Genomic DNA, 14,172 nt, shown 5'->3' with positions numbered 1-14,172 from the left:
CGCCGAACGCGACCCCAAGGGAGAGACGACCATGATTGCGAACCGGAAACTGCTGCTCCTGCCGGGGGATGGCATCGGCCCCGAGGTGATGGCGGAAGCCCGCCGGGTGATCGACTGGCTGGCGCGCAGCGGCCGGGCGCGGTTCGAACTCGCCGAGGACCTCGTCGGCGGCGCCTCGATCGAGGCGACCGGCAAGCCGATCACCGAACCGGTGATCGAGCGCGCGCTGGAGGCGGATGCCGTGCTGTTCGGCGCGGTGGGCGGGCCGCAATGGGATTCGCAGCCTTTCGACAACCGGCCGGAAATCGCCATTCTCGAACTGCGCAAGCGCCTCGGCCTGTTCGCCAACCTGCGCCCCGCGCCGGTGTTCGACGCGCTGATCGACGCGAGCCCGCTCAAGCCCGAGATCGTGCGCGGGCTCGACATCATGATCGTCCGGGAATCGACGGGCGGCATCTATTTCGGCGAGCCGCGCGGGATCGAGACCCTGCCGGATGGCACGAAGCGCGGGATCAACACCGAGGTCTACACCACGCCGGAGATCGAGCGGGTGGCGCGCGTCGCCTTCGAGCTGGCCCGCAAGCGGCAGGGGCGGCTGACCAGCGTCGAGAAGGCGAACGTGATGGAATCAGGCCTGCTCTGGCGGCAGACCGTCACCGCCCTCGGCGCGGCGGAATATCCTGACGTGCAGCTCTCGCACATGTATGCCGACAATTGCGCGATGCAGCTGGCGAAGAATCCGCGCCAGTTCGACGTGATCGTGACCGGCAACCTGTTCGGCGACCTGCTCTCCGACCTGGCCTCGATGCTGACCGGCTCGCTCGGGATGCTGCCCTCGGCGACGCTCGGCGCGCCGGATGCGGCGGGGCGGCGGCATGCGCTCTACGAGCCGATCCACGGCTCGGCGCCGGACATCGCCGGCAAGGGCCTGGCCAATCCGCTGGCGCAGATCCTCAGCCTCGCGATGCTGCTGCGCTATTCCTTCGACATGCAGGAGGATGCGGCGGCGATCGAAGCCGCCGTCTCCAACGTGCTCGCCAGCGGCATGCGCACCGCGGATATCGAGCAGAAGGGCACGGCGCGGATCGGCACGCGGACGATGGGCGACGCGGTGCTGCGCGAGCTCGACAAGCTCGGCGGCTGATCCGGGCCGGAAAAGGATCGGGGCGGCAGGTTTGCGCCTGCCGCCCCGTTTTCATTTCAGCCGGAGGAAGCGCGGTCAGTCGCCGGCCGCGGTGCGCGCGCTGATCGGCATCCGCGATTGCGGCAGCAGCGCCGGCGCCTTGATCCGCGTCCGCTTCGGCGCCTTCGCCGGCATCGACGCGATGATCGAGACCAGGACCGAGGCCAGATAGGGCAGCGACTGGGTGAACAGCACCGCGCACCAGAGCCGGCTTTCCGGCGTGGCCCAGTGATGCCCGAAGCCGACGCCGAGCAGCGCCGCCCAGGTGAGGGCAAGCAGGATCAGCTCCTCGCGCACCATTACCAGCCCCTGCACCAGGGCGGGCGCGTTTTCCATCTTCGGCGTGCGGATGAAGGGCAGCGAGTTGGTGAACAGGCCTTTCCATACCGCCTTGCCGATCGTGTGCGAGAGCGCGAGCCCGGCGACGGCCGCCCCCAGCCGGTCGCCCACGCCGCACGGCACCCGCGCCGCGTAAAGCGCGAAAATCTGCACGATCTTGAAGGCGAACAGGCCGATCGAGGGCAGCATGAACAGCAGGATCGGGAATTCGAACCGCACCGGATCGAGGATCAGACCGGCCGACCAGGCGAGGCCCAGCAGCAGGAAGGCGAGACCCAGCGCATCGCCGATCCAGGGCAGCCAGCCGGTGACGAAGTGCCAGCGCTGGCCGATCGTCAGCGTGCGGTCGAAGGGCGAGAGGAACGCCTTCCAGTGCCGGCGGGAAATCCGCATCGCGCCATAGGCCCAGCGGTAGCGCTGCTTGCGGAAGGCGTTGAAATCGTCCGGCATCACGCCGCGGCCGAAGCTCCGCTTGGAATAGACCGCCTCGTAACCCTCGCGGAACAGCCGCAGGCCGAGCTCGCTGTCCTCGGTGATGCACCATTCGGCCCAGCCGCCCTCGGCATCGAGGGCCGCCTTGCGGATCAGCGTCATCGTGCCGTGCTGGATGACCGCGTTGCGCTCGTTGCGGTTGACCATGCCGATATGGAAGAAGCCGGCATATTCCCAGAACATCATCCGCTTGAAGAGCGAGCCGTCATTGTCGCGGTAGTCCTGCGGCGACTGGGTGAAGCCCACATTCGGGTCGGCAAAGGCGGGGACCATGCAGCGCAGCCAGTCGGGGTCGACGATATAGTCGGAGTCGAGCACGCCGACGATCTCGGCATCCGGCGCGGTCTCGCGCAGGGCGAAGTTCAGCGCGCCGGCCTTGTAGCCGGGATGCTTGCCGAGGGTGAAGAAGCGGAACTGCTTGCCGAGCCGCGCGCAATGCGCCGCCACCGGTTCCCATACCGCCGGGTCCTTGGTGTTGTTGTCGATCACCAGCACCTCGAAATTCTCGTAATCGAGGGCGGCGAGGGCGTTCAGCGTCTGCTTCACCATCTCGGGCGGTTCGTTGCAGATGGCGAGATGCAGCGAGACCTTGGGCAGTTTCGTGCCGGGGGCCGCGGGCACCGGCTCGAAATGGCGCATCCGCACCCGGCCGAACAGGGTTTCCACGAGGTCGAAACTGTCGGCGACGAGCAGGAAGAGCAGCAGCGCCTGGCCGGCGGCGAGCGCGGCCCAGACCGCGGCGGCGGACCAGGAGAGATAGGTCTCGCCCATCGTCATCAGCAGCGAGGCGAGGGCGGCGCCGAAGCCCTGCACCAGGGCCGCGAACAGGATCTTGCCGGGCCAGCGGATGTCGGGCCTGACGCCGAGCATCAGCAGGGTGACGAGGAAGCCGAGCAGGCTGGAGCCGAGCGCCCAGGCGAGCCAGGCGCGGTTCTGCTGCACCGGGCCGGTGAGCGACCATTTGGCCTGGCGGTCGAGCGACCACATGCCCCAGTAGCCGGCGGCGCGGCCCTCGAAGCTGGTCTTCCAGGGCTGGTCGAACGCTTCCATCACGAAATAGTCGAGATGCTGCTTCTGCGCGATGTTGAAGAAATCGCGCAGGAAGCGGGCCTGCAGCACGCGCGAGGCGCGGGCGGCGCCGATATCGATGCCGTCCGACGGCCAGCCGATCTCGCCGATCACCACCTTCTTGCCGGGGAAGCGCTTCTCGACCTCATGCAGCCGCATCAGCGCATACTGCACGGCGTCCTTCTCGGGCACGCCCTCCCAGTAGGGCAGCAGATGCACGGTGATGAAGTCGACCGACTTCGCAAGCTCGGGGTGGTGCAGCCAGACATGCCAGGGCTCGGCGGTGGAGACCGGCACATGCACGCGCTTCTTCACGTATTCGATGTCGGCGGCGAGTTCCGGCACCGTGAGGTTGCGACGCAGGATCACCTCGTTGCCGACCATGACGGCCTTGACGTCGGCATTGGCGTTGGCGACCTTGACCACCTTCTTCAGCTCGGCCTCGTTCGCCTTCGGATGCTGGTCGATCCAGGCGCCGAGCGTGACGTTCAGGTGGTAGGGGGCGGCGAGCGCCGGAATCTGGCCGAGATCGCCCTGGACGGTGTAGGTCCGGATGTCATGCGTGTGCTTCGCGACGAGCGCGAGGTCCGACCGGATCTGGGCGATCGAGGGGTAGATCCCGCTCTGCGGGCTTTCGCCGGCGTGAAAGGGCGAGAAGGCGAAGCCGCCGATTTCGCCGCGATAGGGCGGCAGGTTCGTCACGGGACGGTTCAGCGCGGCCCAGATGCCAAAGGTGGCGCCCGCAGCGCCAAGAGCTGCAAGCCATGTGCCCGGGTGACGCCAGCCCGCCCTGGTCTGGCGGGGGCTGACCCGGGGAGCGATCGGGCGGAGGCGCGCGAGATGCGTCATGAACCATCATCCGGTTGACCCGCGGAAAAAGTCCGCGTTGAACATCTCCCATGACGGTGCAGTGCGGCATCGCGTCGGCTGGATTATGGCTAAAGAGTGGCGTGTGGTTCATGTCCTGCGCATCCGCTATGCTGCTGGATCGGAGATCGTTACGCCGGTGAAGCTCGGTTTCGTTGTCCTGGGTTCATGTCAGAACTGAAGTAAGGTATGCACGTTGTTGTTCTGATACTGATTTTGACCTTGCTGATCCTGCTCAATGCCGGATTCGCCCTCGCCGAGATGGCGCTGGTGTCGTCCCGCAAGGCGGCGCTCGCGCTGTTTGCCCGAAAAGGCGTGCGCGGCGCCGAGCGCGCGCGCCTGCTGGCCGAGACGCCCGAGCGCTTCCTGCCCACGGTGCAGATCGGCATCACCGCGATCAGCGTGCTGACCGGCGTGGTGGGCGGGGCGCAACTCGCCCATTCGCTGGCGCCGGCGATCGCGCTGATCCGCCCGCTCGCCCCGCTCGCCGACACGATCGCGCTGACGCTCACCGTCGTCGGCGTCACGCTGCTCACCCTCGTCTTCGGCGAACTCGTGCCCAAGCAACTCGCCTTGCGCAATGCCGAGCGGATCGCCTGCCTCGTCGCCTGGCCGATCGACATGTTCGCCCGCGCCGCCTCGCCGCTGGTCTGGCTGCTCGGCTTCACCTCCGATCTGGTGCTGCGCCTGTTCGGCCCGGTCGATCCGCACCGCCGGGCGATCAGCGAGGAGGAGCTGAAGGCCATCCTCGCCGAGGGCACCGAATCCGGCATGCTCGAATACGAGGAGCGGGACATGATGGAGCGCGTCATGCGCCTCGCCGACAAGCCGATCCGCGCGATCATGACGCCGCGGCAGGACATCGCCTGGCTCGACCGCACCGCCCCGCGCGGCCAGGTGATCTCCTCGCTGAAGGCCGCGCCGCATTCCCGCTTCGTGGTCTGCGACCGTAGCATCGACAATGTGGTCGGCATCGTCCAGGCCAAGGACATCCTCGACCGGATGCTGGACGGCAAGGACATCTCGATCGCCACCGCGCTGCGCCAGCCGCTCGCCGTGCCGGACGCGATCTCCGCGCTCGATGCGCTGGAGCGCCTGAAATCCGACCCGCTCGGCGTCGCCTTCGTGCTCGACGAATATGGCAGCTTCGAGGGCATGGTGACGGTGGGCGACCTGCTCGAGGCGATCGTCGGCGATGTCGAGGAGGCGGGCTATGGCGAGGCCGGCGAACCCGCGCCCGACCGCTACGAGCTCGACGGTCTCGAACCGATCGACGAGGTGGCGCACAAGTTCGGGCTGGAGAACCTGCCCGCCCACGGCTCGTATCACACGCTGGGCGGCTTCCTGCTCGCCCTGCTCAAGCGGGTGCCGCGCCAGGGCGACGCGATCGCCTTCGGCGGCTGGCGCTTCGAGGTGCTGGCGATGAACGGCCGCCGGGTGGAACTCGTGCGCGTCAGCCGCGATCCCACGGCCGTGCCGTGAAATTAGGCTTTCATTAAGTCCCGCCTGCTATGCGGGGTCGGTGATCCACGCTGCTAGGCCCAGCCTGTCAAGGGGAGCCCGATCCATGAAACGCCATCCCGTCAGGATTGTCGTCCCGTCCGCCGGCCGGTCGCGGGGCCGGTGACGATGGTCTGGATACTGGCCGGCATCGTCCTGGCCGCGGCCGGCGCCATCGCCGCCATTCTGCTCGGCGTCCGCCGCCGCGTCTCCGCCCTCGCGCGGGATCTGAACGCCGTGGCGATCGCCGCGAGCGAGGCGCATCGCGACATGGTCGCGCAGAACGGGCTCGACCGGAACATCGATGGCCTGCGCGCCCGTCTCGCGGCCCTCGGCCCGGCGCGCATCGAGAACGACGAACTCTGGTTCGGCGCCTACCGCATCAATGGCGACGATCGTGTCGTCGACGAGATCAAGACGCAATACGGCGGCGCCGTGACCATCTTCATGCGCGACGTCCGGGTGGCCACGAATGTCCAGAAGCCGGACGGCACCCGCGCGGTCGGCACGAGGCTCGCCCCCGGCCCGATCCACGATGCCGTGCTCGGCATGGGCAAGACCTATCGCGGCGAGGCGGAAATCCTCGGCGAACCCTATTTCGCCATCTACGAGCCGGTCATCGCCAACCACGAGACGATCGCGATCATCTTCGTCGGCGTCAGGAAGCTGGACCTGCCGGAGGGGACGGTGACCGGCGATCCGCGCAGCATGGCCTGCATCCGCGCCGATCTCGATTCCCTGCGGAAGGTGCTCGCCGAGCAGGTCAGGACGGCCGGGGAAGCGATCGCCCTGCGGCAGCTTTCCGAGGATACGCGGCGCGCCCTCGATGCCGAGCGTGTCACGCGCGCCCACCAGCAGGCGCACGCGATCGCCGCCCTCGGCACCGGCCTCGAGCGCCTCGCCGGCGGCGACCTGCTGTTCCGGCTCGACGAGAAGCTGGCCGCGGAATACGAAAAGCTCCGCACCGACTTCAACGGCGCGATCCGCCAGCTTCACGACGCGATGGCGATGATCGCCCGCAACGCCGACGCGGTGCGTTCGGGCGCGCAGGAAATCACCGCGGCGTCGGACGATCTGGCCCGCCGCACCGAACAGCAGGCCGCGACGCTCGAACAGACGGCCGCGGCGCTGGAACAGATCACCGCCACCGTGCGGCGCACCGCCGCCGGCACCGGCGAGGCCCGGAAACTGGTCGGCGACGCGCGCTCCGAGACCGATCATTCGGGCGAGATCGTGCAGCGCGCGGTCGCGGCGATGAGCGCGATCGAGGCGTCATCCCGCCAGATCGGGCAGATCAGCGGGCTGATCGACGAAATTGCCTTCCAGACCAACCTCCTCGCCCTGAATGCCGGCGTCGAGGCGGCGCGCGCGGGCGAGGCCGGCCGCGGCTTCGCCGTCGTCGCCACCGAGGTCCGCGCCCTGGCCCAGCGCTCGGCCTCCGCCGCGCGCGAGATCCAGCAGCTGATCGCCACCTCGGATCGCGAGGTCGGCGCCGGCGTCGAACTCGTGGGCGAAACCGGCGCCGCGCTCGAGCGCATCGCCCGGCAGGTCTCGGCGCTCAACGGCCTGATCGTCGACATCGCGGCCTCGTCGGAAGAACAGTCGACCGGGCTCGCCGAGGTCAACACCGCCGTCAACCAGATGGATCAGGTGACCCAGCAAAACGCCGCCATGGTCGAGCAGACCACCGCGGCCAGCCACGGCATGTCGTCCGAAGCGGCGACCCTGGCGGAGTTGCTCAGCCGGTTCCGCATCGCCGCCGGCGCCAACGTGGTGCGGCTGCCCGCAAAGGTCGCCTGAACCGCGCGGGGTCCGCTCGCCGCCCGGCGGAAAGCCCGCCGGGTGCCGCCCTCACGCGTGGATCAGCGTGCCGATGCCGCCTTCGGTGAACAGTTCCAGCAGGCAGGCATGGGGCACGCGGCCATCGACGATCGTCGCCCCCTTCACACCCTGTCGCACCGCCTCGATGCAGGTTTCGACCTTCGGAATCATCCCGCCGGAAATCGTCCCGTCGGCGCGCAGCGCCTCGACCTCGGCGATGCTGAGATCGGGAATGAGCTTGCCGTTGCGGTCGAGCACGCCGGCGACATCGGTCAGCATCAGCAGCCGGTTGGCGCCGAGCGCGCCGGCGATGGCGCCCGCCACCGTATCGGCGTTGATGTTGTAGGTCGCGCCATCCGCGCCGACGCCGACGGGGGCGACGACGGGGATGAGCCCGGCGCCGGTCAGCGCATGGATCACCCGGACATCGACATGCTCCGGCTCGCCGACGAAGCCGAGATCGAGCGCGCGCTCGATCGCGCCCTCGGGGTCGCGCCTCGTCCGCGTCAGCTTGCGCGCGCGGATCAGCCCGCCATCCTTGCCGCAGATGCCGACGGCCAGCGCGCCGGCCCGGTTGATCAGCCCGGCGACCATCTTGTTGACGGTGCCGGCGAGGACCATCTCGACCACCTCGACCATCGCCGCGTCGGTCACCCGCAGGCCATCGACGAAGGTGGACTGGATCGCCAGCCGCTTGAGCATCGCGTTGATCTGCGGCCCGCCGCCATGCACCACCACGGGATTGATGCCGACCTGCTTGAGCAGGGCGATGTCGCGCCCGAATTCCTCGGCGAGCGATTCCTCGCCCATCGCGTGGCCGCCATATTTCACCACGATCGTCGCCCCGGCATAGCGGCGCAGATAGGGCAGGGCGAGGGCGACGATGCGGGCCTGTTCGGCGGCGTCGGCGTGGCGGTCGGAAATCGTCATGACGGCAGGATCTTTCCTTGCTTTTCCGGCGGTCCAGAGCGTCACCCGACCGGATGGGGTCATCTGGTCGGATAAAGATGCTCTAATTTTCAATACGATAGAGCACTGCATCCGATCCGGCAGGATCGGAAAGTGCTCTATGGAACCGGGCGCGGGCGGTCAAGCCAGCAGGCCGTGGATCACCGCGCGCAGTTCGGCAATGCCGGCGCCGGTTTCGCCGGAGGTGACGAGCACCTCGTTCAGCGCCGCCGGATGCCGCCGGGCGATCGCCCCGATCGAGGCGAGCTTGCTGGCGAGGGCCTCGGGTTTCATCTTGTCGGCCTTGGTCAGCACGACCTGGAAGGACACCGCCGCCTGGTCGAGCAGTTCCATCACCGCGTGGTCGGCCGGCTTGTCCTCGATCCGCGCGTCCATCAGCAGCAGGACGCGGCGCAGGTTGGGCCGGCCGCGCAGATAGCGGAACATCAGGCCCTGCCAGTCCCGCTTCACCGCCTTGGGGGCGGCGGCGTAGCCATAGCCCGGCATGTCGACGATGGTCAGCGGCCCGTCGCCGATGCGGAAGAAGTTGAGCTGGCGGGTGCGCCCCGGCGCCTGGGCGACGCGGGCGAGCGCCACCTGGCCGGTGATCGCGTTGATCAGCGTCGACTTGCCGACATTCGAACGGCCGGCGAGGGCGATCTCGATGCCTTCCGGCTCCGGCAGGCCCTCGGCGGTCTGCGCGGCATGGAAGAACCGCGCCCCGCGGGCGAAGAGTTTCCGCCCTTCCTCGATCGGGTCGGTCTCTTCCATGGCGCCGCGCTCAACCCTTGGCGTTGAGGTTGGCGGCGGCGCGCGGGGCGGCGTTGGTGCCGCGCATGATCGTCCATTGCTGCAGGATCGTGAGGGTGTTGTTCACGCAGTAATACAGCACCAGCCCCGCGGCGAAGCGGCCGAGCATGAAGGTGAAGATCACCGGCATGAACTGCATCATCTTCGCCTGGGTCGGGTCCGGCGGCGGCGGATTCAGCCGCTGCTGACCCCACATCGTGATGCCCATGATGATCGGCAGGATGCCGAGATGCAGGAAGGGCGACAGCGCGCTCGGGTGGAACGGCAGCAGGCCGAAGAGATTGAAGATGTTGGTCGGGTCCTCGGCCGAGAGGTCGTGGATCCACAGCACGAAGGGCGCGTGGCGCATGCCGATCGAGATGAAGATGACCTTGTAGAGCGAGAAGAAGATCGGGATCTGCGGCAGCATCGGCAGGCAGCCGGCGGCGGGGTTGACGCCCTCGGCCTTGTAGAGCGCCATGATCTCCTTCTGCTGCTGCATCTGGTCGTCCTTGTAGCGCTCGCGCAGCGCCTGGACCTTCGGCGTGATCGCGCGCATCCGCGCCATCGAGCGGTAGGAGGTGCGGACCAGCGGGAACAGCACCAGCTTCAGCCCGATGGTGAAGACGATGATCGCCACCCCCATGTTGCCGAACACGCCGGCGAGATAGTCGAGCGCGATGAAGATCGGCTTGGTGAGGAAGAAGAACCAGCCGAAATCGATCGCGCGTTCGAACAGCGGGATGCGGTATTGCGTTTCGTAGTGGCTCAGGATGCTCAGCACCTTGGCGCCGGCGAAGACGTGGGTCGTGGTCGAGGCGGTGGCGCCGGGGGCGGCATCGACGGGCTTCGCGGTCATGTAGTCGACCTGGTATCCGCCGTGCTCCGGCTGGCCTGGATCCGCGAGGTAGCGATAGGCGCCGATCACCTCGCGGCCCTGGCTCGGGATGAGCGCGGTCAGCCAGTATTTGCCGGTGATGCCGGCCCAGCCGCCGAGATTGGTCGTCTGATACGCGGTGCCGGGCGCATCGCCGGCGGCGGGATGCTTCCCGCCCGACTTCACGCCCTCATAGCCCATCTCGTGCAGCGTGCCATGAAAGACGCCGATGGGCCCCTTGTGGAGGGTGAACGAGCCCGGCTCCTCCGGCAGGAAGTCGCGGCGGATGCGCGACCAGGGATAGACCTCGACCGCCGCCGCGCCGTGATTGATCACGCGCTGCTGGACCGTGAAGAGATACTGGCGGTCGACCGCAAGCTTGAGTTCGAAGGTCACGCCGGCGCCGTTGTTCCATGACAGCGTCACCGGGTGGGCGGGCGAGAGGTCCCCGCCGGAGCTGGTCCACACCGTATCGGGACCGGGCACCTTGAGGGAGCTGCTGGGTGCTGCATCCCAGCCGAACTGGACGTAATAGGATTTCGCCGTGCCGGCCTGCGAGAGCAGCTGCACGAGCGGCGACGTCTTCTTGACCGTCTGGTGATAGCGGGTGAGCACGAGGTCATCCAGCCGGGCGCCGACGAGGCTCATCGATCCGCGCAGCAGCGGGGTCGAGATCGCGAGGCGCGGGCCGGCGGGTATCTTCGCCGCGACGCCGCCCGGCGCGGCCGCGGGCGGCACCGCGCTGGGAGCCGGCACGCCCGGCGCGGGCTGGCCGGAGACCGGCTGTGTCTGCGCTGTCTGCGTGGCCGGGTGCGGCGGCGCCTTTTTCGGCGGCGGCAGCACGTAGCTCGCGATGACCTGGAACAGCACGAGGATCACCAGAGAGATCGAGATCGAGTAGAGAAGCCGTCGATTATCCATTCTGTTTCATCTCATCGTGGTGATGGGCCGGTGGGACGGGATCGACCCCGCCCGGATTCCAGGGATGGCAACGCAGGATGCGCCGTGCGGCGAGGGCGGAACCATGCAGCGCGCCATGAACCGCGAGCGCTTCCATCGCATAGGCGCTGCACGAAGGATAGAAGCGGCACTGCCCGCCGAGGACAGATGACAGCGTCAGCTGATAGGCCCGCACCCCGCCACGCAGCAACTTCGTCGCCGTGTTCATCGCGCGTCTGCCGCCGCAGGGGGAAAAGCCGCGTCGAGCACGGCGCGGAAATCCGCGCGGAGGCTTGAAAATTCGGCGGTTGCCGTGCCTTTGCGGGCGATCAGGACGATGTCCGCCCCGGAAACCGATCGGTGGCGCAATTCTTCGCGAGCGAGCGCACGAAGCCGGCGGCGTGCCCGGTTCCGGATGACCGCGTTGCCGACCTTCCGGCTCGCGGTCAGGCCGAGGCGGACGGGCGCGCCGGGCATTGTCAGCAGGATTTGTACGACGAAACCTTCGCGCGCCGCCTTCCGCCCATGGGCAGCGGCACGGAGGAAATCGGCACGCTGGGGCAGAGACTGGAAGGGCGCGGCGCGCATGATCGTGACTGGTTCCGGGCCCGGCCACGCAGCGCGATGTGCGGGCCCGGGCGAACGCGAAGGAACGTCAGGCGGAAAGACGCTTCCGGCCCTTCGCGCGACGGCTTGCCAGCACCTTGCGGCCGCCGACGGTCTCCATCCGCGAGCGGAAACCATGGCGGCGCTTGCGAACGAGCTTGGAGGGTTGGTAGGTGCGCTTCACGGTCTCTACTCCAATGACTGCCGTATGGCGGTGGTTGCGGGCAACCTGCCGCCGGTTGAATTCGGAAAACAGGCAGAGCGCCGCGTTCCGTCCGGAGCGGCTCCCTTCGGTCCGTCCTCTTAGGCATTGTCCTGCCCGACGTCAACAAAGACGGCTGAACCGCCGCGTGCCGGCGCGGTTCCGCTTGCCCAACCCATATGCGATTGTGCAGATTGCGATGATGACCTCACAGCAACCGTATCGTTGTCGCACTGCGCTGGCCCTGCAGGGCGGCGGCTCGCACGGCGCCTATGCCTGGGGTGTTCTCGACGCATTGCTGGCCGCCGGGGAGGTGTTCGACGCCGTCTGCGGTGTTTCCTCCGGCGCCATTCTGGGCACGATGGCCGTCCAGGGTTTCGTTCGCGGCGGGGCGGACGGCGCCCGGGCGGCGATGGCGCAGTTCTGGGACCGGGTGGTGGCGACCAACGTGCTGGCGCCGCTGACGTCGCATCTCGACCGCTGGCTGCCCGGCTTCGAGGTCGGGCGCGAATTCGGCAGCAACCTTGCAATGCAGGGTATTGCGACGGTTCTCAGCATGTTTGGACACGCGTCGATCAACCCGCTGGGGCAGAATCCGCTGCGTCCGATCCTGACGGATTTGCTCGATCGTGCCGCCTTGGCCGATCCTTCGGCGCCGCGGCTGTTCATTGCGGCGACCGCCGTGGAGTCGGGGTTGTCACGCATATTCACGAATCAGGACATCACGGTCGACGCCCTTCTGGCTTCCGCCTGCCTGCCGACCCTGTTTCCGACGGTGCTGATCGATGGAATCGCTTACTGGGACGGGGCGTATTCGGGCAATCCGCCTCTCGGTCCGTTGCTGGCGCTCGATCCCGAGAGGCTGGTGCTGATTCGGGCGCAGAGCCGGCTTCGGGCCGGCGTGCCGAGCCAGCCGGCCGATATTCTCAACCGGGTGCAGGAACTCGCCTTCCAGACGGCGATCGACGCTGAATGCGCCCTGCTGCCGCCGACGCTGACCTTCATCGAATATCCGGCCGATCGTGCCCTGGCCGGCCTTTCGCCCGAATCGCGGGCCTATGCGGACCGTGCCTTTCTCGATCGCCTGTTCGAGGAAGGGCGCGCCGCTTTCCGCGCGAGGGCCGCCTGACCGCCATGAACAAAGTCTTCGGGCGATGGATCGGCCACAGCCTGTCGGCGCGGCTGCTCTGGCTGACCGTGATCGTGACGCTGCTTGTCGAGGTCATGATCCTGTTGCCGAGCCTCGGCCATGAACGCAGCGCCTGGCTGATGAACAGAGTGACCGAGGCCCATCTCGCGGCGCTGACGGTATCGACCGCGCCGCATGGGGTCGTCGATCTGTCGACTCGCAACGAATTGCTCCGTCTGTCCGGCACCGAGGCGATCCGGCTCGTGCAGGGCGGACGCAGCATCCTGGTGTTGCCGCCGCGGGGGACGGTGCGCGCCGAGGGCTCGATCAACCTCGCGCACGAAACCCTGTTTGGTTCCGTTCTCAGGGCTCTCGATGTGCAGTTCGGCCTTGCCCCGCGCGATGTGCTGGTCACCGCGCCAAGTCCGCTGCAGCCGAATGTCATCGTGCAGATCGTCGTCCACAATCCCGTTCTCGCAAGGCATCTGTGGCACTATGCGGACCATACCGCGGCCCTCTCTCTCGCCATCGCGCTGCTGACCGGACTGGTGGTCTATGTCGCGCTCAACCGGGTGCTCGTGCTGCCGATGCGCCGGCTGACGGAAAGCATCACCCGCTTCCGGGAAGATCCCGAGCACGCCGCGCCGCTTGCGATCCGGCCGGCGGATGAGTTCCGGGACGACGAGATCGCGGTTGCCGCGCGCGAACTCGCAAGCATGCAGACGGAGCTTCGTGCCGCGCTGTGGCGCAACGCCAGGCTGGCGGCACTCGGCACGGCGGTGGCCAAGATCAGCCACGATCTGCGCAACATATTATCGACGGCGCTGCTGGTCGCTGACCGGCTTTCCGGAAGTGCTGACCCCGCGATCCGCAGCGGCGCGACGACCCTGGTCGACGCGGTCGAACGCGCGACGGATCTCGTCACTCATACGCTCAGTTTCGCCCGGGAGGGCCCGCCGCCTCTGGTCAGAGCGGCCTGCCCCCTGGCGGAACTGGTCGCGGACGTCGCCGCGCAGACGCGCCTGCTGCACGAGCGCCTGACCATCGAAACGAACATTCCAGCTGAAATCATGCCGTCGCTGGACAGAACGCAGATGCAGCGCGCCTTGCTGAACCTGATGCGCAACGCCGCCGAGGCGGGGGCGGGCCGGCTCGTCATCAGCAGCGGCATCGATGCCGGCCAGGTCATCATCGACATCGTGGATGACGGACCTGGTCTGCCCGAGCGGGCGCAGGCCAATCTGTTCAGGCCCTTCACAGGGTCTGCCCGCAGCGGTGGAACGGGCCTGGGCCTCGCCATCGCCCGTGACCTGGTGCGCGCCCATGGAGGCGAGCTTACGCTCGTGGCGACGAGCAGCAGAGGAACGCATTTCAGGATATCGATCCCGCTCGACCCCGGCTGACCGGCCGTC

General features: G+C 68.0%; 13 protein-coding genes. 6 read left to right on the top strand and 7 right to left on the bottom strand.

What is annotated here, in order from left to right:
* Positions 1–31 precede the first annotated feature (31 nt).
* Positions 32–1,144, top strand: a complete 1,113-nt coding sequence (gene leuB / locus RT91_RS08425) for a 3-isopropylmalate dehydrogenase (protein WP_013640567.1) — start codon at positions 32–34, stop codon at positions 1,142–1,144.
* Between the two features lie 75 nt (positions 1,145–1,219).
* Here the strand turns inward: leuB and RT91_RS08420 are convergent, their stop codons facing one another.
* Positions 1,220–3,931: a glycosyltransferase gene (locus RT91_RS08420; RefSeq protein WP_012039840.1), complete on the bottom strand. Its 2,712-nt coding sequence runs from the start codon at positions 3,929–3,931 to the stop codon at positions 1,220–1,222.
* Between RT91_RS08420 and RT91_RS21445 the strand changes: the two genes are divergently transcribed.
* From RT91_RS21445 to RT91_RS08410, 3 genes are all read left to right on the top strand, one after another.
* The gene (locus RT91_RS21445; protein ID WP_138919191.1) at positions 3,930–4,130 is read left to right on the top strand and encodes a hypothetical protein; all 201 of its coding nucleotides are present in this window, start codon (positions 3,930–3,932) and stop codon (positions 4,128–4,130) included. The genes RT91_RS08420 and RT91_RS21445 overlap by 2 nt on opposite strands.
* 8 nt (positions 4,131–4,138) lie before the next feature.
* A complete protein-coding gene (locus tag RT91_RS08415; RefSeq protein ID WP_007423445.1) occupies positions 4,139–5,431 on the top strand; it encodes a hemolysin family protein in 1,293 nt (430 codons plus the stop codon).
* Between the two features lie 147 nt (positions 5,432–5,578).
* Positions 5,579–7,249, top strand: a complete 1,671-nt coding sequence (locus RT91_RS08410) for a methyl-accepting chemotaxis protein (RefSeq protein ID WP_035186849.1) — start codon at positions 5,579–5,581, stop codon at positions 7,247–7,249.
* 51 nt (positions 7,250–7,300) lie between these two features.
* Here the strand turns inward: RT91_RS08410 and argB are convergent, their stop codons facing one another.
* The 6 genes from argB to rpmH form a co-directional block, all read right to left on the bottom strand.
* A complete protein-coding gene (gene argB / locus RT91_RS08405) occupies positions 7,301–8,200 on the bottom strand; it encodes an acetylglutamate kinase (protein ID WP_196796266.1) in 900 nt (299 codons plus the stop codon).
* Positions 8,201–8,359: 159 nt separating this feature from the next.
* Complete coding sequence (gene yihA / locus RT91_RS08400) at positions 8,360–8,989, bottom strand: ribosome biogenesis GTP-binding protein YihA/YsxC (RefSeq protein ID WP_007423594.1); 630 nt, start codon at positions 8,987–8,989, stop codon at positions 8,360–8,362.
* Between the two features lie 10 nt (positions 8,990–8,999).
* Entirely contained in the window at positions 9,000–10,805 is a 1,806-nt protein-coding gene (yidC, locus tag RT91_RS08395) for a membrane protein insertase YidC (RefSeq protein ID WP_035186724.1), read from the bottom strand.
* A complete protein-coding gene (gene yidD / locus RT91_RS08390; RefSeq protein ID WP_007423334.1) occupies positions 10,798–11,052 on the bottom strand; it encodes a membrane protein insertion efficiency factor YidD in 255 nt (84 codons plus the stop codon). The genes yidC and yidD overlap by 8 nt, the downstream gene beginning before the upstream one ends.
* Positions 11,049–11,411 carry a ribonuclease P protein component gene (gene rnpA, locus RT91_RS08385; RefSeq protein ID WP_007423335.1) on the bottom strand — a complete coding sequence of 121 codons (363 nt, stop codon included), beginning with the start codon at positions 11,409–11,411 and terminating at the stop codon, positions 11,049–11,051. Before rnpA ends, yidD begins: the two co-directional genes overlap by 4 nt.
* A 67-nt stretch (positions 11,412–11,478) precedes the next feature.
* Complete coding sequence (gene rpmH / locus RT91_RS08380) at positions 11,479–11,613, bottom strand: 50S ribosomal protein L34 (protein WP_007423336.1); 135 nt, start codon at positions 11,611–11,613, stop codon at positions 11,479–11,481.
* On the opposite strand from rpmH, the gene RT91_RS08375 reads away from it, so the two are divergent.
* Positions 11,603–12,760 carry a patatin-like phospholipase family protein gene (locus tag RT91_RS08375; protein WP_233490046.1) on the top strand — a complete coding sequence of 386 codons (1,158 nt, stop codon included), beginning with the start codon at positions 11,603–11,605 and terminating at the stop codon, positions 12,758–12,760. The genes rpmH and RT91_RS08375 overlap by 11 nt on opposite strands.
* A 5-nt stretch (positions 12,761–12,765) precedes the next feature.
* Positions 12,766–14,163 carry a HAMP domain-containing sensor histidine kinase gene (locus RT91_RS08370; protein ID WP_007423338.1) on the top strand — a complete coding sequence of 466 codons (1,398 nt, stop codon included), beginning with the start codon at positions 12,766–12,768 and terminating at the stop codon, positions 14,161–14,163.
* The last annotated feature ends 9 nt before the right edge of the window (positions 14,164–14,172 follow it).

The organism is Acidiphilium sp. JA12-A1 (assembly GCF_000724705.2).
In the GTDB taxonomy this organism is placed as follows: Bacteria; Pseudomonadota; Alphaproteobacteria; order Acetobacterales; family Acetobacteraceae; genus Acidiphilium; species Acidiphilium multivorum.
This window is presented reverse-complemented; position numbering and strand designations above follow the sequence as displayed.